Annotated in this window: 25 protein-coding genes and 1 pseudogene; 10 read left to right on the top strand and 16 right to left on the bottom strand. The window is 63.2% G+C overall.

Annotated features, from left to right (window positions below):
* Positions 1–9 precede the first annotated feature (9 nt).
* Genes Q1W70_RS18145 through greB form a run of 3 tightly spaced genes read left to right on the top strand, consistent with a single transcriptional unit; the run spans position 10 to position 3,729 of the window.
* Positions 10–693 carry an ABC transporter ATP-binding protein gene (locus Q1W70_RS18145; protein WP_166590139.1) on the top strand — a complete coding sequence of 228 codons (684 nt, stop codon included), beginning with the start codon at positions 10–12 and terminating at the stop codon, positions 691–693.
* Positions 693–3,197: an ABC transporter permease gene (locus Q1W70_RS18140; protein ID WP_302097678.1), complete on the top strand. Its 2,505-nt coding sequence runs from the start codon at positions 693–695 to the stop codon at positions 3,195–3,197. The genes Q1W70_RS18145 and Q1W70_RS18140 overlap by 1 nt, the downstream gene beginning before the upstream one ends.
* A gap of 34 nt (positions 3,198–3,231) precedes the next feature.
* On the top strand, positions 3,232–3,729 hold the full coding sequence (greB, locus tag Q1W70_RS18135; protein ID WP_095168093.1) for a transcription elongation factor GreB: 498 nt from the start codon (positions 3,232–3,234) through the stop codon (positions 3,727–3,729).
* Positions 3,730–3,732: 3 nt separating this feature from the next.
* Here the strand turns inward: greB and Q1W70_RS18130 are convergent, their stop codons facing one another.
* The 3 genes from Q1W70_RS18130 to Q1W70_RS18120 all read right to left on the bottom strand — a co-directional run bounded on the left by Q1W70_RS18130 (position 3,733) and on the right by Q1W70_RS18120 (position 6,247).
* Positions 3,733–4,041 carry a hypothetical protein gene (locus Q1W70_RS18130; protein WP_095168092.1) on the bottom strand — a complete coding sequence of 103 codons (309 nt, stop codon included), beginning with the start codon at positions 4,039–4,041 and terminating at the stop codon, positions 3,733–3,735.
* A gap of 246 nt (positions 4,042–4,287) precedes the next feature.
* A complete protein-coding gene (locus tag Q1W70_RS18125; RefSeq protein WP_166590137.1) occupies positions 4,288–4,722 on the bottom strand; it encodes a DoxX family protein in 435 nt (144 codons plus the stop codon).
* Positions 4,723–4,825: 103 nt separating this feature from the next.
* The gene (locus Q1W70_RS18120) at positions 4,826–6,247 is read right to left on the bottom strand and encodes an MltF family protein (protein WP_166590136.1); all 1,422 of its coding nucleotides are present in this window, start codon (positions 6,245–6,247) and stop codon (positions 4,826–4,828) included.
* Positions 6,248–6,480: 233 nt separating this feature from the next.
* Between Q1W70_RS18120 and Q1W70_RS18115 the strand changes: the two genes are divergently transcribed.
* From Q1W70_RS18115 to Q1W70_RS18105, 3 genes are all read left to right on the top strand, one after another.
* Positions 6,481–7,293, top strand: a complete 813-nt coding sequence (locus tag Q1W70_RS18115) for a TatD family hydrolase (RefSeq protein WP_166590135.1) — start codon at positions 6,481–6,483, stop codon at positions 7,291–7,293.
* 88 nt (positions 7,294–7,381) lie between these two features.
* Entirely contained in the window at positions 7,382–8,863 is a 1,482-nt protein-coding gene (locus tag Q1W70_RS18110; protein WP_166590134.1) for a methyl-accepting chemotaxis protein, read from the top strand.
* Between the two features lie 112 nt (positions 8,864–8,975).
* Positions 8,976–9,338, top strand: coding sequence for a terminase (locus Q1W70_RS18105; RefSeq protein WP_166590133.1), 363 nt, complete (start codon positions 8,976–8,978; stop codon positions 9,336–9,338).
* A gap of 2 nt (positions 9,339–9,340) precedes the next feature.
* Here the strand turns inward: Q1W70_RS18105 and Q1W70_RS18100 are convergent, their stop codons facing one another.
* The 3 genes from Q1W70_RS18100 to Q1W70_RS18090 all read right to left on the bottom strand — a co-directional run bounded on the left by Q1W70_RS18100 (position 9,341) and on the right by Q1W70_RS18090 (position 11,459).
* Entirely contained in the window at positions 9,341–10,138 is a 798-nt protein-coding gene (locus Q1W70_RS18100; protein WP_166590132.1) for an acyl-CoA thioesterase, read from the bottom strand.
* A gap of 187 nt (positions 10,139–10,325) precedes the next feature.
* Positions 10,326–11,093, bottom strand: coding sequence for a CHAD domain-containing protein (locus tag Q1W70_RS18095; protein WP_185818851.1), 768 nt, complete (start codon positions 11,091–11,093; stop codon positions 10,326–10,328).
* Positions 11,094–11,180: 87 nt separating this feature from the next.
* Complete coding sequence (locus tag Q1W70_RS18090; protein ID WP_095168077.1) at positions 11,181–11,459, bottom strand: hypothetical protein; 279 nt, start codon at positions 11,457–11,459, stop codon at positions 11,181–11,183.
* A 213-nt stretch (positions 11,460–11,672) separates the two neighbouring features.
* Between Q1W70_RS18090 and Q1W70_RS18085 the strand changes: the two genes are divergently transcribed.
* Entirely contained in the window at positions 11,673–12,710 is a 1,038-nt protein-coding gene (locus tag Q1W70_RS18085; protein ID WP_166590130.1) for a patatin-like phospholipase family protein, read from the top strand.
* 22 nt (positions 12,711–12,732) lie between these two features.
* Here the strand turns inward: Q1W70_RS18085 and Q1W70_RS18080 are convergent, their stop codons facing one another.
* From Q1W70_RS18080 to kdpF, 6 genes are all read right to left on the bottom strand, one after another.
* Positions 12,733–13,425 carry a response regulator gene (locus Q1W70_RS18080; protein ID WP_166590129.1) on the bottom strand — a complete coding sequence of 231 codons (693 nt, stop codon included), beginning with the start codon at positions 13,423–13,425 and terminating at the stop codon, positions 12,733–12,735.
* A gap of 48 nt (positions 13,426–13,473) precedes the next feature.
* The gene (locus Q1W70_RS18075) at positions 13,474–16,125 is read right to left on the bottom strand and encodes a DUF4118 domain-containing protein (protein ID WP_185818852.1); all 2,652 of its coding nucleotides are present in this window, start codon (positions 16,123–16,125) and stop codon (positions 13,474–13,476) included.
* A gap of 65 nt (positions 16,126–16,190) precedes the next feature.
* Positions 16,191–16,742: a potassium-transporting ATPase subunit KdpC gene (gene kdpC / locus Q1W70_RS18070; protein WP_166590127.1), complete on the bottom strand. Its 552-nt coding sequence runs from the start codon at positions 16,740–16,742 to the stop codon at positions 16,191–16,193.
* Between the two features lie 54 nt (positions 16,743–16,796).
* Positions 16,797–18,854 (bottom strand): potassium-transporting ATPase subunit KdpB, encoded by a 2,058-nt coding sequence (gene kdpB / locus Q1W70_RS18065; protein ID WP_166590126.1) that lies wholly within the window; start codon positions 18,852–18,854, stop codon positions 16,797–16,799.
* Positions 18,855–18,876: 22 nt separating this feature from the next.
* Positions 18,877–20,571 (bottom strand): potassium-transporting ATPase subunit KdpA, encoded by a 1,695-nt coding sequence (kdpA, locus tag Q1W70_RS18060; RefSeq protein ID WP_185818853.1) that lies wholly within the window; start codon positions 20,569–20,571, stop codon positions 18,877–18,879.
* 8 nt (positions 20,572–20,579) lie between these two features.
* Positions 20,580–20,669, bottom strand: coding sequence for a K(+)-transporting ATPase subunit F (gene kdpF, locus Q1W70_RS18055; protein ID WP_095168066.1), 90 nt, complete (start codon positions 20,667–20,669; stop codon positions 20,580–20,582).
* Between the two features lie 276 nt (positions 20,670–20,945).
* Here kdpF and rfbC point away from each other — a divergent pair, with 276 nt between their 5' ends.
* Both rfbC and Q1W70_RS18045 read left to right on the top strand, forming a co-directional pair.
* Positions 20,946–21,491 carry a dTDP-4-dehydrorhamnose 3,5-epimerase gene (gene rfbC / locus Q1W70_RS18050; protein WP_166590124.1) on the top strand — a complete coding sequence of 182 codons (546 nt, stop codon included), beginning with the start codon at positions 20,946–20,948 and terminating at the stop codon, positions 21,489–21,491.
* A gap of 153 nt (positions 21,492–21,644) precedes the next feature.
* Entirely contained in the window at positions 21,645–21,812 is a 168-nt protein-coding gene (locus Q1W70_RS18045; protein ID WP_071554261.1) for a DUF2897 family protein, read from the top strand.
* A gap of 50 nt (positions 21,813–21,862) precedes the next feature.
* Here Q1W70_RS18045 and Q1W70_RS18040 read toward each other — a convergent pair whose 3' ends face one another.
* Both Q1W70_RS18040 and Q1W70_RS18035 read right to left on the bottom strand, forming a co-directional pair.
* Entirely contained in the window at positions 21,863–22,714 is an 852-nt protein-coding gene (locus Q1W70_RS18040) for an urea carboxylase-associated family protein (protein WP_166590123.1), read from the bottom strand.
* 15 nt (positions 22,715–22,729) lie between these two features.
* The gene (locus Q1W70_RS18035) at positions 22,730–23,383 is read right to left on the bottom strand and encodes a GntR family transcriptional regulator (RefSeq protein ID WP_302097676.1); all 654 of its coding nucleotides are present in this window, start codon (positions 23,381–23,383) and stop codon (positions 22,730–22,732) included.
* Positions 23,384–23,558: 175 nt separating this feature from the next.
* On the opposite strand from Q1W70_RS18035, the gene Q1W70_RS18030 reads away from it, so the two are divergent.
* On the top strand, positions 23,559–24,116 hold the full coding sequence (locus Q1W70_RS18030; protein WP_166590121.1) for a TetR/AcrR family transcriptional regulator: 558 nt from the start codon (positions 23,559–23,561) through the stop codon (positions 24,114–24,116).
* Between the two features lie 7 nt (positions 24,117–24,123).
* Here the strand turns inward: Q1W70_RS18030 and Q1W70_RS18025 are convergent.
* A pseudogene (locus tag Q1W70_RS18025) lies at positions 24,124–24,705 on the bottom strand (SDR family NAD(P)-dependent oxidoreductase); the annotation flags it as partial.
* A gap of 84 nt (positions 24,706–24,789) precedes the next feature.
* Positions 24,790–25,125 (bottom strand): ComEA family DNA-binding protein, encoded by a 336-nt coding sequence (locus Q1W70_RS18020; protein ID WP_166590120.1) that lies wholly within the window; start codon positions 25,123–25,125, stop codon positions 24,790–24,792.
* Positions 25,126–25,162: the final 37 nt, after the last annotated feature.

The raw sequence follows: 25,162 nt of genomic DNA, 5'->3' as shown, positions 1-25,162 counted from the left end.
GGACTCTCCATGGGCGCAAGCATTCTCACTGCGCGGAACCTTAGCAAAGTGGTTCCCAGCGCGGAAGGTGAACTGACCATCCTGCACCAACTCAGCCTGGAACTGAACAAGGGCGACAGCCTGGCCATCGTTGGCAGTTCCGGTTCCGGCAAATCCACCCTGCTCGGCCTGCTCGCCGGCCTCGACCTGCCCAGCAGCGGCGAAGTCACCCTGGCCGGCCAGGCCTTGAGCCAACTGGATGAAGACCAGCGTGCGCGCATCCGCGCCGAGCACGTGGGTTTCGTGTTCCAGTCATTCCAATTGCTGGACAGCCTCAACGCCCTGGAAAACGTGATGCTGCCGCTGGAGCTCGATGGTCGCAAGGACGCCCGCGAACGAGCCACCGAGCTGCTGCGCCGGGTCGGCCTGGGCAAGCGCCTGAGTCATTCGCCGCGCCAGCTGTCCGGTGGCGAGCAGCAGCGCGTGGCGATCGCCCGGGCATTTGCCGCCGAACCCGATGTGCTGTTTGCCGATGAACCCACCGGCAACCTCGATACCCATACCGGCGAACACATCAGCGACCTGCTGTTCGAACTGAACAAGGAAAACGGCACCACCCTGGTGCTGGTCACCCACGATGAGCGCCTGGCGCACCGCTGTCACCGCCTGATCCGCCTTGAAGCCGGCCTGTTGGTCGCCCCCCTGGAGCCTTGATGGCACGTTTGCCGCTGTTGCGCCTGTTCAGCCTGGCCATTCGTCAATTGCTGCGTGATGCCCGCGCCGGCGAACTGCGAGTGCTGTTCTTCGCCCTGCTGGTGGCCGTGGCCGCCAGCACCGCCATCGGCTATTTCGGCGCGCGCCTCAATGGCGCAATGCTGTTGCGCGCCACCGAATTTCTCGGTGCCGACCTGTTGCTCGAAGGCAGTTCACCCGCCCGCCCCGAGCAGATCCAGAGCGGCAAGGACCTGGGTTTGCAACACGCCCAAGTGGTGGAGTTCTCCAGCGTCATCGCCACCGACCAGGGCATCCAGCTGTCGAGCATCAAGGCCGCCGATGGGGTCTACCCACTGCGCGGCCAACTGAAAAGCGCACCCGCGCCGTTTGCCCCGGAAGAAGCCGGCGGCAGCCCGCAGCCGGGTGAAGCCTGGGTCGAGGCGCGGCTACTGACGGCACTGGATCTGAAGATCGGCGACAGCATCGATGTCGGCATGAAGACCCTGCGCCTGAGCCGCGTCCTGACCTACGAGCCGGACCGTGCCGGCAATTTCTACAGCCTCACGCCGCGGGTGATGATCAACCTCGCCGACCTGGCGGCCACCGGCGTGGTGCAACCCGGCAGCCGGGTCAGCTACCGTGAACTCTGGCGCGGCGATGCCACCGCCCTGGCCACCTACCGCGAACAACTCAAGCCCGGCCTGGCGGCGAACCAGCGCCTGCAGGATGCCCGCGACGGCAATCGCCAGATCGGTGGCGCGCTGGGCAAGGCCGAACGCTACCTGAACATGGCAAGCCTGGTGGCGGTGCTGCTGTCCGGGGTCGCGGTGGCGCTGTCGGCGACCCGTTTTGCCACCCGCCGTTTCGACGCCAGTGCCTTGTTGCGCTGCCTGGGGTTGTCCCGCCGGGAAACCCTGGTGCTGTTCAGCCTGCAACTGACCGTGCTGGGGTTGCTCGCCAGCGTCAGTGGCGCCCTCATCGGCTGGTTCGCCCAACTGGGGTTGTTCGCCCTGCTCGGCGACTTGCTGCCCACCGACGTGCCGCCTGGAGGCCTGCTACCGGCCATTGCCGGGATCGGCACCGGGCTGGTGGCCCTGGCCGGATTTGCCCTGCCGCCACTCGCCGCCCTCGGCCGAGTACCGCCCCTGCGGGTACTGCGCCGCGACATGCTGCCCATCCCCTCTAGCACCTGGATGGTCTATGGCGCCGCCCTCGGCGCGCTGGGCCTGATCATGTGGCGCCTGAGCCTGGACCTGGTGCTGACCTTCGCCCTGCTCGGTGGTGGCGTACTGGCCGCACTGGTCCTCGGCGGCTTGTTGCTGCTGGTGCTCAAAAGCCTGCGCCGCCTGCTGGCCCGGGCATCCCTGCCCTGGCGCCTGGGCCTGGGGCAATTGCTGCGTCATCCGCTGGCGGCGGCCGGTCAGTCCCTGGCTTTTGGCCTGATCCTGTTGTCGATGGCGTTGATCGCCCTGCTGCGTGGCGAGTTGCTCGACACCTGGCAGAACCAACTGCCAAAAAATGCGCCCAACTATTTCGCCCTGAACATCCTGCCGGCCGACAAACAGGCCTTCACCGATCGCCTGATCGAACTCTCCGCCCAATCCGCACCGCTGTACCCGGTGGTGCCGGGACGCCTGATCAGCATCAATGGTGAACCGGTGCAGGGGATTGTCAGCAAGGACTCCCAGGGTGATCGGGCGGTCCAGCGCGACCTCAGCCTGACCTGGGCGGAGCACCTGCCGGCGGGCAACAGCATTACCGCCGGCAATTGGTGGTCAGCCCAGCCGTCCGACGACATGCCCGGGGTCTCGGTCGAGGGCAAGGTTGCCGAGAGCCTGAAGCTCAAGCTCGGCGACCACCTGGTGTTCACCGTCGGCGGGGTCAACCGCGAAGCCCGGGTCACCAGCCTGCGCAGCATCAACTGGGACAACTTCCAGCCGAACTTCTTCATGATCTTCCAGCCCGGCACCCTGCAGGACCTGCCCGCGACCTACCTGACCAGTTTCTACCTGGCAGCCGGTCACGATCAGCAGATCATCGACCTGTCGCGCGCCTTTCCGGCGGTGACCATCCTGCAAGTCGAAGCCCTGCTGGCGCAGCTGCGCAGCATCCTGGGCCAGGTCACCCTGGCCGTCGAGTACGTGCTGTTGTTCGTTCTGGCGGCGGGCATGGCCGTGCTGTTTTCCGGATTGCAGGCGACCCTCGATGAACGCATTCGCCAAGGGGCCTTGCTACGTGCACTGGGGGCCGAACGGCAACTGCTGGTCAAGGCCCGGCGGATCGAGTTCGGCTTGCTGGGTGCGGTCAGCGGCCTACTGGCGGCCATTGGCTGCGAGCTGGTGAGCCTGGTGCTGTACCGGTACGCCTTCGACCTGGCCTGGCATCCCCACCCGTGGCTGCTGTTGCTGCCGGTGATCGGTGCATTGCTGGTCGGCGGTGCCGGAGTCTTCGGTACGCGCCGGGCATTGAACGCCAGCCCCCTGACAGTCCTGCGCGAGGGTTGATAGACTCGGTGCTTTCCCAGCACAAGACCTTGTCATGAGCCGCTATCGCCCTCCCCGTCCTGCCGGCACCGCCCTCATTACTCCCGAGGGCGAAGCGCGGATGCGTGCCGAGTTCCACGAACTCTGGCATGTCCGCCGGCCCCAGGTGACCCAGTCCGTCAGCGAGGCCGCCGCCCAGGGCGACCGCTCGGAAAACGCCGAATACACCTATGGCAAAAAAATGCTGCGCGAGATCGACAGCCGGGTGAGGTTTCTCACCAAGCGCCTGGAAGCGCTCAAGGTGGTCAGCGAAAAACCCAGCGACCCGAACAAGGTCTATTTCGGTGCCTGGGTGACCATCGAGGATGAACAGGGCAAAACGTCGCGTTATCGCATCGTCGGCCCGGATGAACTGGACCTCAAGCAAGGCCTGATCAGCATCGACTCACCGCTGGCACGGGCCCTGATCGGCAAAGCGCTGGATGCCGAGGTGCGGGTGCAGACCCCGGACGGCGAGCAGTTCGTGTACATCACCGCCATCGACTACCCCTGACGACTAGCGACGGGCAATCAGCCCCTGGCGAGCAACACGGGTCAATTGGCGGATCATTTCACCGGCTTCTTCAGCGCTAGGCGACTGGATCACAGCCAGGTCAAAGCTGTCACTGGCAAACCGCGCCAGCGATTCGCCGTCTTCGACAAACTGGATCAGGAACGCTGCCGGGCCACCGTTGCGACGTGGCCAGCCATCCAGATAACGCAGCAGCGTCGGCTGGTGATTACCGCCCAGGAGGATTTTCGGGTTGCGTTGGGTCAGGTGAGCCGTGATCGGCGCGGGGCGTACAGAGGGGTGCAGTGCATTCATGTTGTCGTGTCTCAGCCTCAAAAATCTGCATGGCAGGTGAGAGGCAACACCGAACCAGCGCTTTAGCGGTACTTCAAAGCCTGTTCAAGGCTTCTATCGGCAACTGATTGAGTCACCTGGCGCCCCGCAAGTAGCTGTTTAAATCGGCGCATGGCAGCATCCTAGAGAAGCTGACGGGACAGTGTCAAGAATGCGCAGCAACAAAAAAGGCCCGCGTATGCGGGCCTTAGTCGTGAGCCAGAGCACTTAACCGGCGATGGCGCGATCCACCGACAGCTTGCCGGCACCTTCAAACAAGACCGCGATGCTACCGCCGAGCAAGGCCAGGGCAAACTCGTAGCCGTTGTTGGACATGAACAGGCCGTTGCTGATGTGCACGGAAAAAATCGCCACCAGCGAAAGGAAGGTCAGGCCCAGGGCCGCCGGACGCACCAGCAAGCCGATGATCAGCGCCAGGCCGCCGAAGAACTCGGTACCGCCCGCCAGGATCGCCATCAACTGCCCCGGAGCCAGACCCAGGCTTTCCATGTACTGCGCAGTCCCGGCAAGGCCATAGCCGCCAAACATGCCGAACAGCTTTTGCGCACCGTGGGCGGCAAAGATCACGCCGACGAAGATCCGCAAGACCGTCAGACCGTAGCCGGCGCGGGTGAAAAGTACCTTGTTGATCAGTGTGCTCATGCTCTGTCATCCATTGTGAGTGTGTGTGGGTTGGTCGCCATATTAATCGGTAAAGCTCATGTTAAAAGCGCAAAAAACCCGCCATAACAATCAGTTTAGTTGATTATTTCCGACTGGCCACTTTCTGCCCCGGGGCCTCCAGTGCCTCCCGCTCCCGGTCATAGGCCAAGTAGTACTTGTTCACACTGTTAACATAGCTGACAGGCCCCATCCCTACCTGCTCCATGGCAATGCGCTCGACCTGGAAGAACCACTGGTTGGGGTTCAACCCACGGCGCCGCGCCTCGGCACGCATCCCCTGGACCCGCTCCGGACCAATGTTGTAGGCGGCGAGAATGAACGCCATGCGCTCGCGCTCATTGAGCTTGGGGCTGGCAAAAAACTTGCGCCGAATCAGCGCCAGGTACCGGGCACCGGCCTGCACATTGCTGTCCAGGGATTGAATGTTGTTGACCCCAACCCGCTGCGCCGCCGAAGGCGTGATCTGCATCAGTCCGGTCGGCCCGCTGCCGCTGCGGGCGCTGGGCTCCAGGGACGATTCCTTGAACGCCAGGGCCGCCAGGTTCAGCCAATCCAGGCCTTGTTCGCTGGCATGTTTCTGCAGCACCGTGCGCACTTTCTCCAGGCGTTGCCGGTCGTTGCGGGCCAGCGGGTTGCGTACCTGATACAGGCGCCGATAGATCCGCTGGAACGCCACATCCTGGTCGGAGGGGGCTTTGTAGGTGGTGAGAAAGCGGTCAATGCTGGCCCGCAGCATCGAGGCATCGCGATGCACGAACCAGAACTCCTCGCCCGGCTCGCTGATCAGTACCTGCCGGTCGAAACGCAATTTGGGCAGGATCTTGCCCCAGCGCTCGGCAATGGGTTGCTCGACAATGGTCAAGTGAAAAATCCCGCCCTGGACCATCTCCAGCACATCCTCCACGGCGAGGCTGGGGTCTACCCACTCGATCTTCACCGGCGGTAACTTGTGCAGCGCGAGTTTCTGGTTGATCTGGTTGATCGCCTCCCCGGCGGCACTGCCAGTGGGCAGCGCCAGGGTTTTGCCCGACAGCTGTTCAAGACGGGTGTAGCGCCGTTCGCCCTTGATTCCGACCAGCAGTAACGGCACGTTGCTGACAATCGGCTCACTGGCGCTGACCGCCCGCGCTGCCTGGGCGTCAAGCAGCTCGCCGGGGGCCACCAGGTCACCTTCGCCACGTTGCAGCGCACCGAGCAATTGGTCCTTGGCCTTGGGAATGATCTTCAGGGAAATTTCCTGGCCATCACGGGCATGGCCATTGAGGTATTGCTCGAAAGCGCGCAGGCGATGGTATTCCATGCCGATGTTCTGGCCCTGGACTTGCGCGGAACTGTTGCGGCTCTGATTGACCAGCACCCGCAGTACCCGGCTGCTGCGGATCTGCGCCAAGTCGCGGACCTTACCCGTCTGTACGGCCTCCACGGGCCCGGCCAGGCGCGCCAGTGCCGGCAAAGGCACGAGCAGCGACAGGCACAACAGGAATAAAGCCGGGAGTCGCGTCATCCGTTCTCCGGAAAGAATACTGTCCCGTTGCGCGACATTAGGCGCAGCAGGTCGACAGAAACAGAGCGCCTGAAGCGCTGGCAACGGGCGAAAGAGCGGGCTGCGCGCCTGATAAAATCAGTCGGCGTGCTCCTGCGGCATCAAAAGACAGCGTTAACTCGTTGTAGTTCTTGGTTTTTCTTATAAATCTTGAGCTCTGGTATGCTTTCCGGCCGCATCCCCAGGGTAGCACCATGCAACTCATCGATATCGGCGTCAACCTGACCAACCCCAGTTTCGCCGGCAAACACCAGGCGGTGCTGGACCGCGCCTACGCCGCAGGGGTCTGCCAACTGGTGCTGACCGGCACTAGCGTGGAGGGCAGCGAACAGGCCCTGGAACTGTGCCAGCAACTGGACGAAAGTGGCGAGCGCCTGTTCTGCACCGCCGGTATTCACCCACACTCGGCCAGCGACTGGAATGCCGACAGCGCGCGGCGCCTGCACAGTTTGCTGAAAGAACCGAACGTGCGGGCCGTGGGGGAATGCGGGCTGGATTTCAATCGTGACTTCTCACCGCGCCCACAGCAGGAAAAGGTCCTGGAAGAACATCTGGCCCTGGCGGTCGAATTGCAGTTGCCGGTGTTCCTCCATGAACGAGACGCCAGCCAGCGCCTGCTGGAGATCCTGCGCGACTTCCGCGACCAGTTGCCGGCCGCCGTGGTGCACTGCTTCACTGGGGAAAAAAAGGCGCTGTTCAGTTACCTCGACCTGGACTTGCACATTGGCATTACCGGCTGGATCTGTGACGAGCGCCGTGGCACCCATCTGCACCCGCTGGTACGCGATATTGCCCGCGGCCGCCTGATGCTCGAGAGCGATGCGCCCTACCTGTTGCCGCGCAGCCTGCGGCCCAAACCGAAGAATGGACGCAATGAGCCGGCCTACTTGCCCGAAGTCCTGCGCGAAGTGGCCCTGCATCGGGGCGAGAGCCTGGAAGACCTGGCAGCCCACAGCACGGCCTGTGCCCGGGCGTTTTTCGGCTTGCCCAGCCCTACCCACTGCTGACTTGACCCACATCAACACCGGCGCCCCTCGATAGCGGCACAATGATGGCACCTTGCCAATGTTGTTTCCGCTATCAGAGAAGACCTCCATGGGTGCCTGGCTTAGCAATATCTCGCTGAAATACAAGTTCTGGGCGGTCAATGCCGTCGCCTTCGTGACCACCCTGCTGCTGGTGCTGTACGCCGTGCAACTGGAGCAACAGGCGCGCAGCGAGGCCGCTCGGCAGGCCGCTGGCGCGCAAGCGCAATTGCTCCGAGCCTGGCCCGCCACCCAGCCGTTGCCGGCTAATGACGCGCTGCTGAACTTCAGCTCGGGGCAGATTCCCACGCTCGACGAGCGGCCGTTGCCGCAATTGAGCAATGCCAGCGGCTGGGTCTCGATCAATGCCATGCCGTTGTTCGGCGACCATCTGCTGATCGGTGCCGAGGTCCTGTCGCGGGGCAATGGCGAACGCACTGCCGTCCTGGCCTACGGCCCGAGCCTGACCCAGGTATTTGCCGAGCGCTTCGTCAACTACGCGGCGGCGGTGTTGATCCTGATGCTGGCGATGCTCGGCGCCTCGCAGCTGTTGATCCGCTTTCTGCTCAGCCAGCTCAACACCCTCAAGGATGTCATGTTGCATGTCGAGAAGACCGGTGACCTGTCCGCTCGGGTGCCGCTGTCATGCGCCGATGAAGTGGGTCAGATGGCCAGTGCGTTCAATGCCATGCAGGCCGGCTACCAGCGCGTGGTCAATACCGTCGCCCACACCGCGCGCCAACTGGATGTCGGTGCAGCGCGCCTGGCCAACAGCATGAACGATGTCCGTCAGGGCATGCTCGGCCAGCAAAGTGAAACCGATCAGGCCGCCACCGCGATCAATCAAATGTCCGCCACCGTTTACCACATCGCCCAGCATGCCGGCGCAACGCGGGACCTGTCGCAAACCGCCGACGACCTGGCAGGCAGCGGCCAGCAGGTGGTCAGTCGCGTGCAGCACTCCATTGCCGGGCTGTCCACCGGCGTGCAGCAGACTGCCGCAATGATCCAGCGCCTGGCCGAGGACAGCCAGAAGATCAACGGCGTGGTTGGCGTGATCCACAGCATCGCCGAGCAAACCAACCTGCTGGCCCTCAATGCCGCCATCGAAGCGGCCCGCGCCGGTGAGATGGGCCGGGGTTTTGCGGTGGTCGCCGACGAAGTGCGCAGCCTGGCCAAGCGGGTCCAGGCCTCGACCGATGAAATCACACGCATGGTCTCGGCCCTGCAAGCGGGCACCCGCGACGCCGTGGACTTCATGCAGGATAGCTCCTTCAAGGCTGACGACTGCGTGCAGCAGGCGCAGGAGGCGGGCAGCGCCCTGGCAAAAATCACCAGCGCCGTGGCGCAGATGCGTGAAAGCAACACGCAGATTGCCGTGGCTGCCGAGCAGCAGAGCCAGGTGGCTGAAGAGATGAATCGCGCGGTGGTGAGCATCCGCGACGTGACCGAAAACACCGTGGCGCAGACCCTGGACTCGGCCAGCACCAGCGATGAGCTGGCAAAGCTGGCCGGTGAACTGAACCAGGCCATCGGCCAACTCAAGCTTTAGGTACTCTCACGGAGGGGGGGCTATCACCTCGATAGCCAACCTTGATTCGCCGCCTGTCAGGACCCGACCTATTCTTCAATCATGTGTTGTACACGGATCGAGGAGTACCTTCATGGGCAAACGTCACCCCAATCTTCCCGCCTGGCAATGGCGGGCATACCCGAACAATCACCAGCACCCGACCAACCTGGTTCTGCACCTGATTGCCGTGCCGCTGTTCATCCTGGGCTTTTTGCTGATCGTCTCCGGGGTGTTCAGCCTGAGCCTGGCCAATGTCGCCATTGGCGTGATCGGCTTGCTGGCCGCGCTGGGCCTGCAGCGCCACGGTCACAGCCTGGAAGCCCAGGCGGCCGAACCCTTTACTGATCGCAAGGATGCTGTCTCGCGGCTGCTGGTCGAGCAGTTCCTGACCTTCCCGCGGTATGTCTTGAGCGGCGGCTGGTGGCGCGCCTGGCGCGAACGTCACCGCCGCTGACATCAGGCGAAGATCGTCACCGTCTGGCGGCTCAGGGCAATCAATTGGCCCTCGGGGCTCCATAAGGCGGCAGCGGCATGGCCGTAGCCATCACGGGCGTGTTCGATCTCTACAGAGTACTTGCACCAGTCCAGGGTGCTCAGGGCCAGCAATGGTTGTACGAACTCGATGGTCCAGGTCAGCGTACTGCCGGCCGCTGGCTTGTTCAGGTGTGGCAACAAGGCCGGGGGCCAGGCATCCACCAGCGCCAGGATGTGCGCCTCGCTCACCACTTCGGCATTGGCTTCGTCACGCAAACGCACCCAGCCGCCCATGTCGCGCGACTTATTGCCGGTGAAAGGCAAGCCGCCGATGCTCCAGCGCATCGCCAGGTGGCGCATGAACTCCGGCGTCACACCTTTGATGTATGGCAGCTCCTGGCACTCGTCCCAATGCTTCATCGCCGGCGCGGGTGCGGCCAGCACCTCGACCTCGGATGGTCGCGAGGCGCCGAAGCTGCCCTGGACCAGCGTCACCACCTGACCGTTCTGCACCGCTCGCCCCAGCACCTGGCTGACCGCCTTGCCTTCGCGCAGCACCTCGACGTCAAAACGGATCGGCACGCCGGGCTCGGCCGGGCCGACAAAGGTGATCGCCAGCGAGCGCACCGGGCGCTCTGCCGGGACCCTGGCGCGCATGGCTTCGTACTGCAAGGCGGCGACCAGCCCACCAAAACTGGCGCGACCCTGCGCCCACTGCGCTGGAATGACCAGTTCATCAGGGGAACGGCGCACGGCGTCGAGTAATTCGCTAAAGCGCATGGCAACCTCAAGTCAGGGGAAAGGACTGCAGGATCTTAACCAGCCCAAGCGCTCTATACAGCACCTATTCCGGCCAAAGTGCCTGACAGATAGGCCGCCCTCGTAGCCGCTGCCGAGCAGCGCGAGGCGGCGTCGACGGCCGCAGGACGTTCATTGGACTTGGCAATGCATAACGCCGGCGCTGGATTCAAGACTTGAAGCAGGCGGCGCTCAGCCTGTCGAGCACTTGATCGGCACGCGCCTCGGCCTTGCTCATGGTCTGTTGCCAAACCGCCACGCAGGGCAGCAGATCGGACTCATGCTCGGCCCTGGCCAACCATTGCCAGCAATCGTGCCAGTCGCCCAGCGCTGCCTGCGCCGCCTTGAGCCGTGGCATGGCGGCCTTGGGCAAACGATCCAGCTCCGGATAGGCTTCGATGGCGTAGCGCACGCGCTTGATCAGCAAGCGCAGGCGATGACGGTCATGGGCCGGATCGTGCAGGGTCTTGTCCAGGCTATGCCACTGCTTGGCCAGACGCTTCTCGATGCGTGCTCGCAGGCGCTTGAGCAGCCCCTGGCGCTGGGAGGCGCGCAGGAACCGAGGGAAGGCATCGAGCACCATCAACAACTGCGCCAACTGGGGACTGCCGGCCACCGCCGGGTAGGCTTGGGCCATCTGCCGAATGCGTTGCTCGGCCGCTGCGGTTTGCCCGTGGCTGAGCAGATAGGCGGCCAACACTTCGCGGTCACGCATCGGCGTGGTCAAGGTGCCCACGCCCGCCGCTGCCGCTTCCAGTTGCTCGACGCCGGGCAAGCCACGCAAGGGGCGCAACAGGCTGCGTAACCGGCGCACCGTGGTGCGCAAGTCATGCAATGCCTCCGGGTCGGTGCTGGCACTCAGGCGGGCCTGGCAAGCCAGCAAACGCACATGCACGCCCAATACTTGAGCCACCAATCGATCCACCAACGCAGACATCCCGTTCTCCCCAGTCAACCCACTCATCCTCACCACTCTACGCTAGGCGCAACAACGGCTGTCGGTATTGCGCCAGGTCATGGATGGTTAGCGACCGGCGCGGGATTCGCGGATATAGAAGCGCGCTTTCTCGGCCTTGTTGGCGCAGCCTTCGAAGGCTTCGAATTGTTGCTGGGTCTTGGCCCCGGTCAGCAGCGACAGGGCCTTGGAGTAACTCACGGTGCCGGCGAATCCTTCGGCCTTGGCCAGGTCCAGCTCTTTCCAAGCGGAATCCAGTTGGCTGGCGCAGCTATCGCGATACGCCGTCTTGCCCGCGCAACCGGCCAGGACCAACGCAATCAATGGCAGACAGATCCATGCTTTCATCAATGACACCTCAAGGTAGAAATACAATCGTGCAGGGTATGACGGTCAACGCAGGTAAAAGTGCCTTCGCCCATCGCTGGAAACTATAGCGTCGGCGAGAATACCCATGCGCCGTCATCCAGTGTCGAAAAAACGACTGCTTGTGTCTGTGTGATTGAAGCACGCCCCTGAAAGGGTGCATTGTTAAAACCTGTTTGGCGAAGGATCAACTACATGAAAAAGCGTGTCGCACTGGTGCTCGGCTCCGGTGGCGCCCGGGGCTATGCCCATATCGGGGTCATCGAAGAAATTGAACGACGAGGCTACGACATCGCCTGCATCGCCGGTTGTTCCATGGGGGCCGTGGTGGGCGGCATCTACGCCGCTGGCAAACTCGAGGAGTACCGTGACTGGATTGAAAGCCTGGACTACCTCGATGTGCTGCGCCTGGTGGACGTGAGTTTTCGCCTGGGGGCCATACGCGGCGAAAAAGTCTTCGGGCAGATCCGCAAGATCGTCGGCGAGATCAATATCGAAGAGCTGCGCATTCCCTACACCGCCGTGGCCACCGACCTGACCAACCAGCAGGAAATCTGGTTCCAGGAAGGCTGCCTGCACCAGGCCATGCGTGCCTCGGCGGCCATTCCGAGCCTGTTCACCCCGGTGATGCAGGGCAATCGCATGCTGGTGGACGGTGGCTTGCTCAACCCGCTGCCGATCGTCCCCGTGGTCTCCAGCCACTGTGACCTGATCATCGCGGTCAACCTCAACTCCACCAACCAGAAGCACTATCAGCTGCCGGTGATCCAGCGCCCCGCCGCGTTCAAAAGCCGCTTCGACAGCCTGATCAACTCCCTCGGCTCGCACCTGCCGTTCCGTCGCAAGCAGGCCGAACAATTGCTCCTGCTGGAGCAGGAAGCGTTGCGCAGCGAAGCCGCCGAGATCAACCCCTGGCTCGAAGGCGCCGAACCCGAGGCCCAGCAACCCGCAGCCGCACCCGAAACCGAAGGGGCACCCAAGTCGGCAACCGGCTCGTTCATCATCGACAACGTCGGCCCGGCCTCCCTGCTCGACCTGATCAACCAGAGTTTCGAGGTCATGCAAACCTCCCTGGCGCAGTACAAGATTGCCGGTTATCCACCGGACATCCTGATCAACGTGCCAAAGCGCGTCTGCCGGTTCTTCGAGTTCTACAAAGCCCCGGAATTGATCGCCCTGGGCCGGGAGATTGCCCGGGACACCCTGGACCGTTACGAAAGTGAGCGCGATTGAGCATCCGCTGACGGGACAAGGTTCACGCGTCGCTCAACAACCGATACCCCACCCCTGCCTCGGTCAGGATGAACCGTGGTCGGGTCGGGTCGTCCGCCAGTTTCTGGCGCAAGTGCCCCACCACGATCCGCAGGTAGTGACTGTCCTCGACATGGGTCGGGCCCCAGATGTCCTTGAGCAGTTGCTGCTGGGTGATGACCCGTCCGGCGTGGCGTGCCAGTTGCGCCAGCACTGCGTACTCCTTGCGGGTCAGCGCCACTTCGACACCGTCGAGCAGGACGCGGCGGTACGCCAGGTCCACCGTCAGCGGGCCGATGGTCAGCGCTGCTTCCGGCGCCTGGCCAGCAGGAGCCTGGCGCAACAGGGCCCGGATACGGGCGAGGAATTCCTGGATGCCGAATGGCTTGGTCACGTAGTCGTTGGCGCCACCGTCCAGGGCTTCGACTTTCTGCCCCTCGCTGGCACGCACCGACAACACCAGCACCGGCACCTTCGACCACTCGCGAAATTCGCGCAGGACCTGTTGGCCATCCATGTCCGGTAGACCGAGGTCGAGCACCAGCAAGTCCGGTTTGTTCAGCGCAGCCTGGGCCAGGCCTTCGCTGCCCGTGCCGGCTTCCAGCACTTTGTAGCCCTGGGAAGCCAGGCTGATGCGCAGGAACTTGCGGATCTGCGGCTCATCGTCGATGACCAGGATGGTCGTAGTCTGGCTCATGATTTCCATTCAACATAAAGAACTGGCGACAGAGTAGCGCAGCTCGCCTCAGGCTTCACTTTCCAACCCCGGTTGTGCCTGCAACGGCAGGTGCAGGGTGATGCAGGTGCCATGGCCATTGATGCCATCGCCAACGCTGATGCGCCCGCCGTGGGCTCCCACCATGCCCTGACAGATCGCCAGGCCCAGCCCCGTGCCCTGCCCGCCCCGATCCCCGCGGGCGGCGGTGTAGAACATATCGAAGATCTTCGCCCGCTCCTCTTCCGGGATACCCGGGCCTTCGTCACTCACCGAGAAATACAGCTCGCTGTCCGTCGCCCCGGCACTCAGTTGCAGATGGCCCTGGACCGGGGAAAAACGTGCGGCGTTTTCCAGCACATTGACCAGCGCCTGTTCGATCAGCGCCGCGTGCACGAACAGCAGCGGCAGTTCGGCCGGCACCTCGACAGCGACCTGCAACGGCGCCAGCACCGCGCGCAAGCGATTGAGCGCACTGCCAACGATATCGGCCGGCGACACCCAGTCGCGCGCCAGCTTCAGCGCGCCATGGCCCAGTCGGGTCATGTCCAGCAGGTTCTGGATGTAGCGGTCCAGCCGCTCGGCTTCATCGCGCGTGCCTTCCAGCAGTTCGCGACGATCCTCCAGCGGGATCGCCTCGCCCAGCGCCAGCAGGCTGTCGATGCTGCCGCGCATGGACGTCAGCGGCGTGCGCAGGTCGTGGGACACCGACGCCAGCAAGGCGCTGCGCAGTTGTTCGGTTTCACCGTGCAGGCGCGCTGCCTCCAGGTCTTCGGCCAATTGGGCGCGGGCCAGGGCCTGGGCCAGGGGCTGGCTCAGCGCCGTCAGCAAGCGCCGCCGTTGGCCGCTGAGCGGCTCGTCTTCGCGCGGGCACACGCCGAGCAGGCCCAGGGGGCCGTCGTCGACCGACAACGGCCACCACCACCAGCGACCGAACGGCAAGGTTCCCGTGCCCTTGCCCGCCGGCTGATCGTGTTGCCAGGCCCATTCGGCGGCCGCGCGCTCGGCTTCGGAAAACTGCAACGGCCCGCCGGTTTCCACCTTCCAGCCGCCCTGGGCGTCACGATTGACCAGGCACAACTGCAGATCATTCCAGCCCACAAGGTGCTGCGCCGCCGCACTGACCACGGCCTGACGGTCAGTTGCGGCCGTGAGTTTGCGCGACAGGTCCAGCAGCTCGCTGGTCTCTTGCTGAGTATCACGCAGTGCCTGCAATTGCCGCCGCTGGCGGGCGGCGAGGTTGCCGGTGAGCGCCGCCATCAGCAGGAAAAACAGCAAGGTCAGCACGTCTTCTTCGCGCTGGATGGCAAACGAGAAGTTGGGTGGGATAAACAGAAAATCGTAGGTCAGGAACGACAGTGCAGCGCACACCAGCGCCGGCCCCAGACTGCTGCGCACCGCCACCAGCAGCACTGCCGCAAGAAAGACCAGGGAGATGTTCGGCAGGGGCAGCAGGCTCGAGACGGCCCACGCCAGGCCGCAGGCCAACAGGGTGGCCAGCGGTGCCAGGGCGTAGTCGAACCAGACCAGGGCCTGGGGCGAACGCTGGCGCGGTGCGTGCTGTTGCTCATCGCTGTCCAGTACGTTGATTTCCAGGCCACGGGCATTACGCAACAGGCGTGAGGCCAGCCCGCCGCCAAACAGCCGCCGACGCCAACGTGGTCGAGACTGGCCGACCAGCACCAGGCTGGCACGCCGCTCGGCGGCGTGCTGAATCAGGGTCTTGGCCACTTCGCCGGCACGCAGCAACACCACTTCGCCGCCCAACCGTTCGGCCAACTGCTGGGCGCTTTGCAGGCGCAAGCGCGACTGTTCATCTCTGGCGCTGCCGTTGTCCACATGCACCAGGCTCCACGGCAGATGCCGCCGCTGGGCCACCCGACTGGCGTGACGCACCAGGCGTTCGGCCTGGGCATCACCGTCGACCCCCACCAGCAAGCGTCCCCGCACTGCCGGCGCGGCCTGGCCCAACTGCCGATAGCCACGGCTGAGGTCGTCGTCGACCTGGGCCGCTGCGGTTTGCATCGCCAGCTCGCGCAACGCGGTGAGGTTGGTCTGGGTGAAGAACGCATCGATCGCCGCCCGTGCCTGCTCGGGTACATAGACCTTGCCGTCACGCAGGCGCTCAAGCAGCTCACGGGGCGGCAAGTCGATCAGCAACAGCTCGTAGGCTTCCTGCAGCACCCAATCGGGCAGGGTCTCGCGCACTTGTACGCCAGTGATGCCGCGCACCTGGTCATTGAGGCTTTCCAGGTGCTGGACGTTGACCGTGGTGTAGACATCGATACCGGCCGACAGCAGCTCCTGGATGTCCTGCCAACGCTTGGCGTGGCGACTGCCGGGGGCATTGCTGTGGGCCAGTTCGTCCACCAGCACCAGCTTTGGCCGGGCCTTGAGCAGGCCGTCGAGGTCCATCTCCTCGAGCATCACCCCACGGTATTCCGAGCGCAGCAACGGTTGTTGCGGCAATCCGCCGAGCAAGGCCTCGGTCTCCGCGCGGCCGTGGGTTTCCACCACCCCGGCCATGACCTTCACCCCCTGGCGCAACTGGCTATGAGCGGCCTGCAGCATGGCGTAGGTCTTGCCGACGCCGGGCGCCGCGCCGAGAAAGACCTTGAGCCGGCCGCGGCCGTCGTGGGGCAGATCGGCTAGCAGTGCATCGGCGCGGCCGGAGTCGCTCATGGGAGGCTCTTCATTCAGGTGATTGGGGGGTGTCGCTCGGTTTGTCCGCGCAGGCCCGACAGCGCCTACAACGGCAACTGCTCAAGCGCCCGGTTCAATTGCAGCACATTGACCACCGGTGGGCCTACCAGCGGCCGTTCGATATGCGCGTTGAGCAATTGGCGCAACGTCGCCACCGGCACATTTCGCGCAGCGGCAACCCGCGCCAGTTGATAGGCAATCGCGTCCGGAGGCAAGTGCGGATCGAGGCCGCTGCCGGAAGTGGTCAGCAACGCCAATGGCACCGGGCCCTGGCCGGGGACCAACAGTTTGTTGGCCTCATCGATGACCCGCGTAGCCAGCGCCGGGTTGCTCGGTGCCAGGTTGCTGGCGCTGCTGGAAACGGTGGCAAAGGCCCCCGCCGACGGCCGTGGATGGAACCAGGCATCACCGACGAAATCCTGGGCGATCAACGACGAGCCGCGCACTTTGCCATCGGCATCACGCACCAGGCTGCCATTGGCCTGGTCCGGGAAGGCGACCTGGGCCACGCCGGTCACCACCAGTGGATAAGCGACGCCGGTAATCAGAGTCATCAGAACTAGCAGGCTCAAGGCCGGGCGAATCATTGTGGACATGTCACACCCCTCAATTCAGTTAAAACGCCACGCACCAGGCGTGGCGCAGGTCCGTTACACCAGATGCAAGGCGGTCAGCAGCAGGTCGATCAACTTGATGCCCACGAATGGCACCACCAGCCCGCCCACGCCGTAGATCAGCAGGTTGCGGCGCAGCAGATGGGCGGCGCTGGCGGCCTGCACCCGCACCCCACGCAAGGCCAGTGGAATCAACGCAACGATGATCAAGGCGTTGAAAACGATGGCCGAGAGAATCGCGCTCTGCGGGCTGCTCAGGTGCATGATGTTGAGCACCCCAAGCTGTGGATAAATCGCCGCGAACAGTGCCGGCAGGATGGCGAAATACTTGGCCACGTCGTTGGCGATGGAAAAGGTGGTCAGCGCCCCGCGCGTCACCAGCAACTCCTTGCCGATCTGCACCACGTCCAGCAACTTGGTCGGGTCGCTGTCGAGGTCGACCATGTTGGCCGCTTCACGTGCCGCCTGGGTGCCGTCGTTCATCGCCATGCCAACGTCAGCCTGGGCCAGGGCCGGGGCGTCGTTGGCGCCGTCACCACACATGGCCACCAGACGGCCGTCGTTCTGTTCCTGACGGATGCGCGCCAGCTTTTTCTCCGGCGTGGCTTCGGCCAGCACATCATCGACGCCTGCCTCCGCAGCAATCGCCGCCGCGGTCAGCGGGTTGTCACCGGTCACCATGACGGTGCGGATCCCCAGCTTGCGCAGTTCGGCAAAACGCTCGCGAATCCCGGGCTTGACCACGTCCTTGAGGTGAATCGCACCCAGCAGCCGACCGTCGGCGCAGACCAGCAACGGCGTGCCGCCGCTCTGGGCGATCTTGTCGATTTCCCGCGACATCGGTGGCAGCAGGTCGGCACGCTCCTGACCGACAAAGGCCAGCAGTGAATCCACCGCGCCCTTGCGGTAGACGCGTCCTTGATAATCGACCCCGGACAACCGGGTTTCGGCGCTGAATGGCACGCCGGTCACTGCTTCGGCGGCAGGCTCAGGCTGTGGATAAAGTCCGCGCAGGTACTCGACGATCGATTTGCCTTCGGCCGTGTCGTCCGCCAGCGAGGCGAACAACGCCCCTTCGGCCAGTTCCTTGGCGCTGACCCCAGGCGCCGCATAGATGGCCGCGCAACGCCGGTTGCCGAAGGTGATGGTGCCGGTCTTGTCCAGCAACAGCACATGCACGTCACCCGCCGCTTCCACGGCACGGCCGGACTTGGCGATCACGTTGAGCCGCACCAGGCGGTCCATGCCGGCAATCCCGATGGCCGACAGCAAGCCACCGATGGTGGTGGGAATCAGCGTCACCAGCAGCGCCACCAGGAACACCAGCGGCAGGTTGCCATTGGCGAAGTGGGCAAAAGGCTGCAAGGTCACGACCACCACCAGGAAAATCATGGTCAGGCCGATGAGCAGGATATCCAGCGCCACTTCGTTCGGGGTTTTCTGGCGCTTGGCGCCTTCGACCAGGGCGATCATCCGGTCCAGTGTCGACTCACCGGGGTTAGCGGTGATGCGCACCAGCAGCCAGTCGGACACCAGCCGGGTGTTGCCGGTGACCGCCGAGCGATCACCCCCGGATTCGCGGATCACCGGGGCGGACTCACCGGTAATCGCCGCCTCGTTGACGGCGGCGATGCCTTCGATCACCTCACCGTCCCCCGGGATCATTTCCCCGGCCTCGACACGCACCACATCGCCTTTGCGCAGGTTGGCGGCGGGCACTACCTGAAAGCTGCCATCGGCCTTCTTGCGTCGCGCACTCAGGCCTTCACTGCCAGCCTTGAGGCTGTCGGCGCGGGCCTTGCCACGACCTTCGGCCAGGGCTTCGGCAAAGTTGGCGAACAGCACGGTGAACCACAGCCACAGGGCAATTTGCGCGGCGACGTAGGTCGGCACCGCAGTGTCCGGGATGAAGCACAAGACCGTGGTGAGGATCGCCGTGAGTTCGACCACCAGCATCACTGGCGAGCGCTTGAGCTGGCGCGGGTCGAGCTTGACGAAGGCTTGCACCAGCGCCGGCCGCCACAGGGCCGAGATTGCGGTTTTTGGTTGCTCCGGGGCCTTGGCGGCCACGGGTTTGGTTGCGGGCATATTCATCATCCAGCTCCTATACAGTGGCTCAGAAGCCCAGGCTCAAATGTTCAGCAATCGGACCCAGCGCCAGGCTCGGCAGGAATGTCAGGCCACCCACCAGCAAAATGGTCACGGTCAACAGGGTCACGAACAGCGGACCATGGGTCGGGAAGCTGTTCTGGCCAATCGGTGCGGCCTTTTTCTGCGCCAGGCTACCGGCCAGTGCCAGCACGGGCAGGATGTAGCCAAAGCGTCCGATCAACATGCCAAGGCCCAGCATCAGGTTGTGGAACGGCGTGTTGGCACCCAGGCCGGCGAAGGCCGAACCGTTGTTGGCGCTGGCCGAGGTGTAGGCGTAGAGCAACTGGCTGAAGCCGTGGGGTCCCGGGTTGCTGATGGTGGCCATGGGGCCAGGCAGGCTGGCCGCCAGGGCACCCAGTACCAGCACACCCACCGGCATCACCAGCAAGGTCACCACCAGCAACTGCACTTCCTTGGCCTGCAACTTCTTGCCCAGGTATTCGGGGGTCCGGCCGATCATCAGGCCGGCGAGGAACACCGCAATCAGTACGTTGAGCAACATGCCGTAGAGGCCGGCACCCACGCCGCCGAAGATCACTTCGCCGACCATCATGTTGATCATCGAGACCATGCCGCTCAGCGGGTTGAGGCTGTCGTGCATGCCGTTCACCGAGCCGTTCGACGCGGCCGTGGTGGTCACCGACCAGAGCACCGTGGCGGTGGTACCGAAACGCGCTTCCTTGCCTTCTTGCGGCGCGCTTTGTTCGACGGCCGCATTGTTCAGGCTCGGGTTGGGCTGGTATTCGGCCCACAGCGACACGCTGCCGCCAATCAGGAACAGCGCGAGCATGCAGGCGATGATCGCCCGGCTCTGGCGCAGGTCCTTGACGTAATGGCCGAAGGTGAACACCAGTGCCGCCGGAATCAGAATGATTGAGCCGACTTCAAACAGGTTGCTCCAGGCGCTGGGGTTCTCGAAGGGGTGCGCGGAGTTGACACCAAAGAAACCACCGCCGTTGGTCCCCAGTTGCTTGATCGCGATCTGGCTGGCGGCCGGCCCCAGGGGGATGACCTGGTCGACGCCTTGCAGGGTCAGCGCACTCACGTACTGGGCGAAAGTTTGCGGCACGCCCTGCCAGACCAGGAACAGCGCCAGCAGCAGGCACAGCGGGAGCAGGCCGTAGAGCGTGGCGCGGGTCATGTCGACCCAGAAGTTGCCCAGGGTGTGGGCCGACTTGCGTCCGATACCGCGGCACAAGGCAACCAGCACGGCCAGGCCGGTGGCGGCGCTGACAAAGTTCTGCACGGTCAGGCCGACCATCTGGCTCAGGTAGCTGAGGGTCGCTTCACCGCTATAGGACTGCCAGTTGGTGTTGGTCATGAAGCTGACGGCGGTATTGAACGCCTGGGTCCATTCCTGCCCCGGCAGATTCTGCGGATTGAGCGGCAGGTAGTTCTGCAACAGCAGGATCGTGAACAACAGCAAAAAGCCCGCGAGGTTGAACGCCAGCAAGGCCAGGGTGTACTTCTGCCAGCTCTGCTCGCTGTGGGGGTCAACCCCGGCGAGACGATAACAGCCACGCTCCACGGGCCCCAGGACCGGCGACAACCAAGTACGCTGGCCCTCCATGACCTTGTAGTAGAAGCGTCCCAGGAACGGTGCAGGAATCAGCACCAGGGCGAAAAAGGCCAGGATCAGCCAATAGTCATAACTGTGCATAGCCGCTCCTAGCTCCGGTCCGCGCGCAACAACGCGACCAATAGATAAATGAACAGTCCCACCGCCAGCAGCAGGGACACCCCGTCCAGAATGTTCATTGAATTTCTCCGAGTTACGGCGTGTTGCCGCGTGTGCAGTGATTGTCGGCAAGGAGGGCGTAAAGGAACGAGACCAGGGGGGATGGCGAGGCATAAAGAAAGCGTAAAGAGTGGGCTCTGGCGAGTGTCAGGGCCCGATTTACGGGGCGTGGCGGGGCTCGATCAGCGACGACGCTTGCACACCCATGCCTGAGCGAACGTCAGCATTTGCGCTCGCACAAAACGGCTACTTCGGGCGAGAATGCCGACCATCGTCGTCTATTGCTGGAGAACATGATGAATGTAGTCAACACCGATCTGCCGGGTGTTCTGATTATCGAGCCGAAGGTGTTCGGTGACGAACGTGGGTTCTTTTACGAGAGTTTCAACGCGAAGGCTTTTGCCCAGGCGACAGGCCTGAACACCCAGTTCGTTCAAGACAACCACTCGCGTTCACAACAGGGCGTGTTGCGCGGCCTGCATTACCAGCTGGAAAACACCCAGGGCAAGTTGGTGCGGGTAACGGCAGGTGAGGTACTGGACGTTGCCGTGGATATTCGCCGCAGCTCGCCACACTTTGGAAAATGGGTCGCGGTACGCTTGTCCGCCGACAATCATCGCCAGCTGTGGGTGCCGGAAGGTTTCGCCCACGGGTTTGTGGTGTTGAGTGAGTTCGCCGAGTTTCTCTACAAGACCACCGACTACTACACCCCTTCGGCCGAGCGCAGTATTCGTTGGGACGACCCGGACCTGGCGATCGACTGGCAACTGGCTGATGCCCCGCAACTCTCCGCCAAGGATCAGGCAGGCGCTTGGTTCAAGGACGCCCAGGTCTTCGATTGAAACCCGCTCGCTGCGCCGAGCGGATGTAGATCAGGTGATCCTGGCGCAACAGGCCTAGAATGGAACCACGGAGAATCGTTGTGACTCAAAGTGGATATGCACGACATTGTCGCGAAACCGTTCGCCTCGATGCCTGCCCTTAAGGAGAGCCCTATGCCCTGGTATGCCTGGTTGATTCTGGTGGTTGCGATCGGATCGATCGTCGGTGGTCTGATGATGTTGCGCGACACCGCGAACAAGGTCGAATTGACCGACGAGCAACGTAAACGCGTGGCTGAACGTAACGCGGAAATGGACGCCAAGGACGCTCAGGATCGTTGACCCTGGCGCCGGCCGGGATGTTGCCATTGTGCATCCCGGCCAGCCCCGCCCTACTCCTGCCAGTCGGCCTTGGCGATATGCAGCCCGTGCAAGCCTTTGTACGCCGCCCGTTCAGGCTGACTCCAGCCTTGCAGCAACTCATCGTCCAGCCGATAGATTTCCACCCCCAGTGGCCGGCAAACACTCAACGGGTCCTGGGCATCCGGCCCCCACATCGCCAGCGACAAATCCCCGCCCGGGCACGTCGACAACGCGCACAACAGATCGATCTCGGCAAAAAATTCCAGGTAGTCGCCTTTGCGAGCCGGACAGGCTTTCATGAAATACAGGTCATCGTGGTTCAGGCCTGTGCACTGGAAGATGTTCAGCACGTCATGCACGTCGAACTCGGTCAGGCCATGGGGCAGCACCGCACGGGTCAGGTTGGAATGACAGTGATGGTGAAAGTCTTCGCCGGTGAGCATTTTGTTCACGTAGGGATCACAGCGCGTGCCCAGCAAGTCATGCAGGCGGCCGCCGTGTTCGTCGATCCCGTAGTCGGCCAGGCTATCGTCGGTGATGGTCACCAGTGGCCTGAGAAATGGCAGGTTTGACCAGAGTCGGTCATGGGTGCTGACATGGGCCCCCTGCAACTGCCGGGTCCGGGCCGCCCATAAGCGCTCGCGCGGATCGTTGGCATTCCAGACGTTAAAATCCCCCACCTGCGGTCCCACCGGCGTGGTCACCCGAAACACATGGCCGGCGGGAACATGCCAGGCGCGACCGGTACGAATGGGCACCTCGAACTGCTCGATCAGCGTGCGGCCATCCGGGGTGTCGCGGATTCGCTGGTAAAACGCGGTATCGACCTGCAAGGCCGAACCCTTACTGACCTGGTAGGCCGCTGGATAGTCTTTGTACATGGCGTGATTCCTCGATCAGTGGCGCGAGCCAGGGTTGAATACCTCGAGCAGTTGCTGCTCGGAGTCGTCCAGGTAAGTGCTCAAGGCTTCGAGAGCGGCCGGACGGTCGTTCTCGATCAGGTGTTGGTAAATCATTCGGTCGCGCGCCAGCCACGGCGCCTGGAATCTGGATTCATCGGGCGCAGCGCTGAAAACCAGGCGCAACTGCGCGACGACGGTGGTGAAGAACTCGTCGAACAACGGACTGCCCAGCAACCCGACAATCCGTTGGTGAAAACGCAGGCTGTGGGTACCGACGGCTAGCCAGTCTTCCCGATCACGGGCCAACTGCGTGGCCTCGATGGCCTCGCGCATGGAGTCCGATTGTTGCTCGCGCAGCGGCCGGCTGGCGGCGATTGCCTGCAACTCCAGGGTGCGCCGCACCTGGAACAGGTCGCGTACCTGATCGGCGCCGGGCTGGCGAACCATGACCCCTTTGTGCCGCACGTAGCGGGTCAGGCCTTCCTGCCCCAGGCGGTGCAAGGCTTCGCGAATAGTATTGCGCGAGGCGTTGTAGGCCAGTACCAGGTCCGCCTCTGTCAACGCTTTTCCCGGCAGCAAGCGCCCGCCAATGATATCGGCGCGCAGCTCCAATGTGATGTGGTCAGCCAGGGACAATCCATCACTCATACTCATCACCTCAGGATTGTTGAACAATCTTCCGGGAATGAGTAATCACTATTCATGCCAGCTTCTTATCGCCAATAAGGGAGTCTGGCCCCATCTGCATGTTTTTTAGAAATAGAAGTACAGTCACCATTCCATTTAGCTTGGTTAATATGGCGCATTGCCGTGGAGATTAAGAATGCGCTACTCGCAGGACCATAAAGCCCAGACCCATCAGCGCATCATCAAGGAAGCAGCCGCACGCTTTCGCCGCGACGGAATCGGTGCCACTGGCCTGCAACCCCTGATGAAGGCCCTGGGCCTGACCCATGGCGGTTTCTACTCACACTTCAAATCCAAGGACGAACTGGTCGAAAAGGCCCTGCAAGCAGCGGGCGAGGAAGTCAGTGAGCTTTGTGCGGCACTGTTCGCGCAAGAGCGCCCCCTCCAGACCTTTATCGACACCTACTTGTCCGAATGGCACAAGACCTCTCCCCATGAGGGTTGCCCCCTGCCCACCATGTCGTCGGAACTGGGCTTGCGCGGACAGGCCAGCCCTACCAGCGATGTCGTGCTCAATGCTCGTCTGCAGCAGGTTGAGCAAGCCTTGGGCAGTGAGGATGCGGCGGATAAGAGCCTGATCATCATGTCGACCCTGGTCGGCGCCCTCCTGCTGTCGCGCAGCGTCGAAAGCCCGGAGTTGGCCCAGCGGATTCTCGACGTCACGCGTGAGCATCTGAACAAGCTGGTGGAGTAAACCTGCCCTACTTGTAACGTGCGGCGGCGACGTATTTCGACAGGTTCGGCGCCAATGCGTGACGCGCGGTAACAAACCCATCCCAGTCTGCGGCATCAGGTAGCGAAGGAATGCTGATCAATTCCCCTTGGTCGAAACCCGACAAGGCAGCGTCAACCCTCTCTCCAGCGTCCATGACCCTCTCTGCCGGGAGGGCGCTTGGGTCGATTGCGCAACATTCCCAGATTTCGGTACGCGTCACCCCGGGCAACACGGGCTGGACCCGCACCCCGCTGCCACCGAGCTCGGCGTTGAGCGATTGGCTCAGGCTCAACACGTAGGCCTTGCTCGCACTGTAGGTGGCTTTGAAGCGCTCGGGGATCAGCGCGACCACCGATGCCAGGTTGATAATTGCCCCGTAACCCGCCGCCGAGAAACTCGCCGCGGCTGCCGAGGCCAAACGTGTCACGGCCACCACATTGAGTTGAATCATTCGCTCCAGTTGGTCCTGGTCGGCACTCGCCAAGAGGCCCTCCGCCGCCACCCCGGCGTTGTTCAGGAGCAGGCTGATGCTGGGATCGGAGCGCAGGCGCTGCTCGACTGTGAGCAAAAAACCCTCCCCTACCTGCCGGTACTCAATCCCACAAACAAAAAAGGCCGGTCAATGACCGGCCTCAGTGCGGGCGCTCGGGTATCAGTTCACTTCCAGCCGGTCGCGATTCTTGTCCAGGAGCGTCTTGCCAATGCCCTTGACCTCCAACAACTCATCCACCGAGGCGAACGAGCCATTGCTGTCACGGTACGCAACAATAGCCTTGGCTTTGGCCTCGCCGATCCCGGAGAGGTCGCGCTGCAAGGTGGCCACATCGGCTTTGTTCAGATCGACCTTGGCCGCCATTTCTGAAGATGCCACTGGCATCGTTGCAGGCGCTGGAACGGTTTCGAGTTTAGGGGCAGGAGCAGCGATTGCTGCAACTGAGGCACTGGTCAACAGGGCGAAAACCAGAGAGTGGAAGTAGCCTGTACGCATAAGTGACGCTCCATGACTTCGTTGAGAGAGAAGCAGC

Source organism: Pseudomonas kielensis (assembly GCF_030505375.1).
Lineage (GTDB): Bacteria > Pseudomonadota > Gammaproteobacteria > Pseudomonadales > Pseudomonadaceae > Aquipseudomonas > Aquipseudomonas kielensis.
Note: the sequence above shows the minus strand (reverse complement) of the source record. Positions and strands in the feature narration are given on the sequence as shown.

Excerpts from the sequence above, each read along its gene's own strand:
- Q1W70_RS18090 (WP_095168077.1), bottom strand. The coding sequence starts at position 11,459 with ATGAAAGCATGGATCTGTCTGCCATTGATTGCGTTGGTCCTGGCCGGT.
- Q1W70_RS18095 (WP_185818851.1), bottom strand. The coding sequence starts at position 11,093 with ATGTCTGCGTTGGTGGATCGATTGGTGGCTCAAGTATTGGGCGTGCAT.
- kdpF (WP_095168066.1), bottom strand. The coding sequence starts at position 20,669 with ATGAACATTCTGGACGGGGTGTCCCTGCTGCTGGCGGTGGGACTGTTC.
- greB (WP_095168093.1), top strand. The coding sequence starts at position 3,232 with ATGAGCCGCTATCGCCCTCCCCGTCCTGCCGGCACCGCCCTCATTACT.
- Q1W70_RS18035 (WP_302097676.1), bottom strand. The coding sequence starts at position 23,383 with ATGAGTGATGGATTGTCCCTGGCTGACCACATCACATTGGAGCTGCGC.
- Q1W70_RS18140 (WP_302097678.1), top strand. The coding sequence starts at position 693 with ATGGCACGTTTGCCGCTGTTGCGCCTGTTCAGCCTGGCCATTCGTCAA.
- kdpB (WP_166590126.1), bottom strand. The coding sequence starts at position 18,854 with ATGAATATGCCCGCAACCAAACCCGTGGCCGCCAAGGCCCCGGAGCAA.
- kdpA (WP_185818853.1), bottom strand. The coding sequence starts at position 20,571 with ATGCACAGTTATGACTATTGGCTGATCCTGGCCTTTTTCGCCCTGGTG.
- Q1W70_RS18100 (WP_166590132.1), bottom strand. The coding sequence starts at position 10,138 with ATGCGCTTTAGCGAATTACTCGACGCCGTGCGCCGTTCCCCTGATGAA.
- kdpC (WP_166590127.1), bottom strand. The coding sequence starts at position 16,742 with ATGTCCACAATGATTCGCCCGGCCTTGAGCCTGCTAGTTCTGATGACT.
- Q1W70_RS18045 (WP_071554261.1), top strand. The coding sequence starts at position 21,645 with ATGCCCTGGTATGCCTGGTTGATTCTGGTGGTTGCGATCGGATCGATC.
- Q1W70_RS18120 (WP_166590136.1), bottom strand. The coding sequence starts at position 6,247 with ATGACGCGACTCCCGGCTTTATTCCTGTTGTGCCTGTCGCTGCTCGTG.
- Q1W70_RS18110 (WP_166590134.1), top strand. The coding sequence starts at position 7,382 with ATGGGTGCCTGGCTTAGCAATATCTCGCTGAAATACAAGTTCTGGGCG.
- Q1W70_RS18085 (WP_166590130.1), top strand. The coding sequence starts at position 11,673 with ATGAAAAAGCGTGTCGCACTGGTGCTCGGCTCCGGTGGCGCCCGGGGC.
- rfbC (WP_166590124.1), top strand. The coding sequence starts at position 20,946 with ATGAATGTAGTCAACACCGATCTGCCGGGTGTTCTGATTATCGAGCCG.
- Q1W70_RS18030 (WP_166590121.1), top strand. The coding sequence starts at position 23,559 with ATGCGCTACTCGCAGGACCATAAAGCCCAGACCCATCAGCGCATCATC.
- Q1W70_RS18125 (WP_166590137.1), bottom strand. The coding sequence starts at position 4,722 with ATGAGCACACTGATCAACAAGGTACTTTTCACCCGCGCCGGCTACGGT.
- Q1W70_RS18075 (WP_185818852.1), bottom strand. The coding sequence starts at position 16,125 with ATGAGCGACTCCGGCCGCGCCGATGCACTGCTAGCCGATCTGCCCCAC.
- Q1W70_RS18105 (WP_166590133.1), top strand. The coding sequence starts at position 8,976 with ATGGGCAAACGTCACCCCAATCTTCCCGCCTGGCAATGGCGGGCATAC.
- Q1W70_RS18115 (WP_166590135.1), top strand. The coding sequence starts at position 6,481 with ATGCAACTCATCGATATCGGCGTCAACCTGACCAACCCCAGTTTCGCC.
- Q1W70_RS18040 (WP_166590123.1), bottom strand. The coding sequence starts at position 22,714 with ATGTACAAAGACTATCCAGCGGCCTACCAGGTCAGTAAGGGTTCGGCC.
- Q1W70_RS18020 (WP_166590120.1), bottom strand. The coding sequence starts at position 25,125 with ATGCGTACAGGCTACTTCCACTCTCTGGTTTTCGCCCTGTTGACCAGT.
- Q1W70_RS18130 (WP_095168092.1), bottom strand. The coding sequence starts at position 4,041 with ATGAATGCACTGCACCCCTCTGTACGCCCCGCGCCGATCACGGCTCAC.
- Q1W70_RS18145 (WP_166590139.1), top strand. The coding sequence starts at position 10 with ATGGGCGCAAGCATTCTCACTGCGCGGAACCTTAGCAAAGTGGTTCCC.
- Q1W70_RS18080 (WP_166590129.1), bottom strand. The coding sequence starts at position 13,425 with ATGAGCCAGACTACGACCATCCTGGTCATCGACGATGAGCCGCAGATC.